3 protein-coding genes are annotated in these 3260 nt (G+C 74.9%); all 3 read left to right on the top strand.

Features of this window, described 5'->3' with window-relative positions; translation table 11 throughout:
* The coding region (locus tag N866_RS10685; RefSeq protein WP_162177311.1) for a glycosyltransferase at positions 1 to 800 on the top strand (800 nt) is incomplete at its 5' end.
* 11 nt (positions 801 to 811) lie between these two features.
* Positions 812 to 2473, top strand: a complete 1662-nt coding sequence (locus N866_RS10690) for a CTP synthase (protein WP_034226229.1) — start codon at positions 812 to 814, stop codon at positions 2471 to 2473.
* Positions 2473 to 3129 (top strand): NUDIX domain-containing protein, encoded by a 657-nt coding sequence (locus tag N866_RS10695; protein WP_034226226.1) that lies wholly within the window; start codon positions 2473 to 2475, stop codon positions 3127 to 3129. The genes N866_RS10690 and N866_RS10695 overlap by 1 nt, the downstream gene beginning before the upstream one ends.
* Positions 3130 to 3260: the final 131 nt, after the last annotated feature.

Genomic DNA, 3260 nt, shown 5'->3' on the forward strand with positions numbered 1-3260 from the left:
ACCTGCCCGTGGGCGGGCGGGGCGTCCGGGCCGTGGCGGGGATCCTCGAGCAGGTGGTCGGCCGTGGCGCCGACGTCGTCCTGGGTGTCTCGGGCGACCTCGTGGCCCGGGCGGAGTCCCGCGGCGCCCGGCGTGCCGAGCGCGCCCTCGTCCCCGCGCCGCCCCTGCCGGTGGCGGGCCCGCGGGCGCTGACCCGGGCGGCGCTGGGTGTGGGCGACGACGTCGTCCTGCTCCTCACGGTCGCCCGGCTCGCCCCGCAGAAGGGGCTCGACCTGCTCGCCGACGCCGCCGGTGCCCTGCGGTCCAAAGGCATCCTCTGGCTCGTGGCCGGGGACGGGCCCCTGCAGGGGGAGCTCGAAGGGCGCGCCGCGAGCCAGCGGCTGCCCGTCCGCGTCCTGGGGCGCCGGGAGGACGTGGCGGACCTCCTCGCGGCAGCCGACGTCGTCGTCAGCACCGCCCGCTGGGAGGGTCAGCCGCTCGGGATCCAGGAGGCGCTCGCCCTCGGCGCGCCGGTGGTCGCCACCGACGTCGGCGGCACGCGCGAGGTCACGCAGGACGCCGCGGTCCTCGTCGAGCCCGACGCCGCCCGGATCGCTGCCGCGGTCGACGCCCTGGTCGAGGACCCGAAGCGGCGGGCCGACCTGGCGCACCGTGCTCGACGGCGGGCCGCGCAGCTGCCGGACCTCGCGGCGACGCTGGACCAGCTCGACCGCGTCTACCGGGCCGCTCGGGGCGACGTCGGCGGGACGACCGGTCCGCCGTCCGCGCGTCCGGACCGAGGGGGCGGCCCCGTCCGGTAGTGTGGAAGCCCGTGGCAGCCGCGAATCGACTCTCCGGCCGGTCGGACCAGACGACCCGGCACATCTTCGTCACCGGAGGCGTCGCCTCCTCCCTGGGGAAGGGTCTGACGGCGTCGAGCCTGGGCCGCCTCCTCCGCTCCCGAGGCCTCCGGGTCACGATGCAGAAGCTCGACCCGTACCTCAACGTCGACCCGGGGACGATGAACCCGTTCCAGCACGGCGAGGTGTTCGTCACGCACGACGGCGCCGAGACCGACCTGGACATCGGGCACTACGAGCGCTTCCTCGACGTCGACCTCAGCGCGCAGGCCAACGTCACCACGGGCCAGATCTACTCGACCGTCATCGCCAAGGAGCGGCGCGGGGAGTACCTCGGTGACACGGTGCAGGTCATCCCGCACATCACCGACGAGATCAAGGCCCGGATGCGGGCCCAGGCCGGTCCTCAGGTCGACGTCATCATCACGGAGATCGGTGGCACCGTCGGCGACATCGAGTCGCTGCCGTTCCTCGAGGCGGCGCGGCAGGTGCGCCACGACCTGGGCCGCGACAACGTGTTCTTCCTCCACGTCTCGCTCGTGCCGTACATCGGGCCGAGCGGGGAGCTGAAGACCAAGCCGACCCAGCACTCCGTGGCCGCGCTGCGGTCGATCGGCATCCAGCCGGACGCCCTCGTACTCCGGGCGGACCGCGACCTGCCGGACTCGACCAAGCGCAAGATCGCCCTGATGTGCGACGTCGACACCGAGGCCGTCGTCACCGCCGCGGACGCGCCGAGCATCTACGACATCCCCAAGGTGCTGCACTCGGAGGGCCTGGACGCGTACGTCGTGCGGCGCCTGGACCTGCCGTTCCGCGACGTCGACTGGGACGGCTGGGACCAGGTCATGCACGCGGTGCACCACCCGACCCACGAGGTCGAGGTCGCGCTCGTCGGCAAGTACATCGACCTGCCGGACGCCTACCTCTCGGTGACCGAGGCGCTGCGCGCCGGGGGCTTCGCGAACGACGCCCGCGTCCGGATCCGCTGGGTCGCGTCGGACGACTGCGACACCCCCGAGGGTGCCGAGCGCGCGCTGGGCGGCGTGGACGCGGTCCTGGTCCCCGGCGGGTTCGGGGTCCGGGGCGTCGAGGGCAAGATCGGGGCCCTCACCTGGGCGCGGACGCACCGGGTCCCGACGCTCGGCATCTGCCTCGGCCTGCAGGTGATGGTCATGGAGTACGCCCGGACGGTCCTCGGCCTGGCCGGGGCGTCGTCGTCGGAGTTCGACCCGGCCACGTCCCACCCGGTCGTGGCGACCATGGCGGAGCAGAAGGCGATCGTCGAGGGCGACGGCGACCTCGGCGGCACGATGCGCCTCGGCGCGTACGACGCCGTCCTGACACCCGGCTCGGTCGTGGCGCAGGCCTACGGCACCGAGCGCGTCACGGAGCGGCACCGTCACCGCTACGAGGTCAACAACGCCTACCGCGGGGACCTCGAGGAGGCCGGGCTGGTGGTCTCGGGCATCTCGCCGGAGCTCGGCCTGGTGGAGTTCGTCGAGCTCCCGCGCGCGGTGCACCCCTACTACGTCGCGACCCAGGCGCACCCGGAGTTCCGGTCCCGGCCCACCCGGGCCCACCCGCTCTTCGCCGGGCTGGTCTCTGCGGCGCTCGCGCAGCGCGAGGCGTGATGGCGGCCGGCGGGCCGGCCGAGGTCGGCGCACCGTCCGAGGCCGCCGCGCCGTCCGACGTCGCGGCGCCACGCTCGGTGACGGGCACGGAGCTGCTGCACGCCGGGATGATCTGGGACGTGGTCCGCGACACCGTCGACCTCGGTGACGCGGGCACCGTCCGGCGCGAGTACGTGCGCCACCCGGGTGCGGTGTCCGTCGTCGCGCTCGACGAGCAGGACCGCGTCCTGCTCCTGCGCCAGTACCGGCACCCTGTGGGCCAGGAGCTGTGGGAGCCGCCGGCAGGCCTGCTCGACGTACCGGGGGAGCCGCTCCAGGCGGCCGCCGCGCGCGAGCTGGCGGAGGAGGCCGACCTCGTCGCGGAGAGCTGGTGGACCCTGGTGGACTACCGCAGCAGCCCCGGCGGCAGCGACGAGGCTCTGAGGGTCTTCCTCGCGCGCGACCTGCGTGCCGTGCCGGAGGCCGAGCGGCACACCCGCGAGGCCGAGGAGCACGGGATGCCCGTGCGATGGGTCCCGCTCGACGAGGCGGCCACCGCCGTGCTCGGTGGCCGGCTCCACAACCCGTCGACCGTGATCGGCGTGCTCGCCGCCGCCGCCGCACGTGCCCGGGGATGGACCGACCTGCGGCCCGCCGACGCGCCCGTGCTTCCCTGACCGACGGGCAGCGGCCGACGGACAGCGGGTGACGGGCAGGGGCTGACGGAGCGCGGCTGACGGAGCGATCGTCCGGCGCGGCCGGTCGGTGGGCCGGGCCCAGCGGCGCCTCAGCCCTGATCCACCGGTCT

The organism is Actinotalea ferrariae CF5-4 (assembly GCF_000603945.1).
Lineage (GTDB): Bacteria > Actinomycetota > Actinomycetes > Actinomycetales > Cellulomonadaceae > Actinotalea > Actinotalea ferrariae.

What these genes read in the sequence shown, in the direction of transcription:
- N866_RS10695 (WP_034226226.1), top strand. Translation starts at nt 2,473, where the DNA reads ATGGCGGCCGGCGGGCCGGCCGAGGTCGGCGCACCGTCCGAGGCCGCC.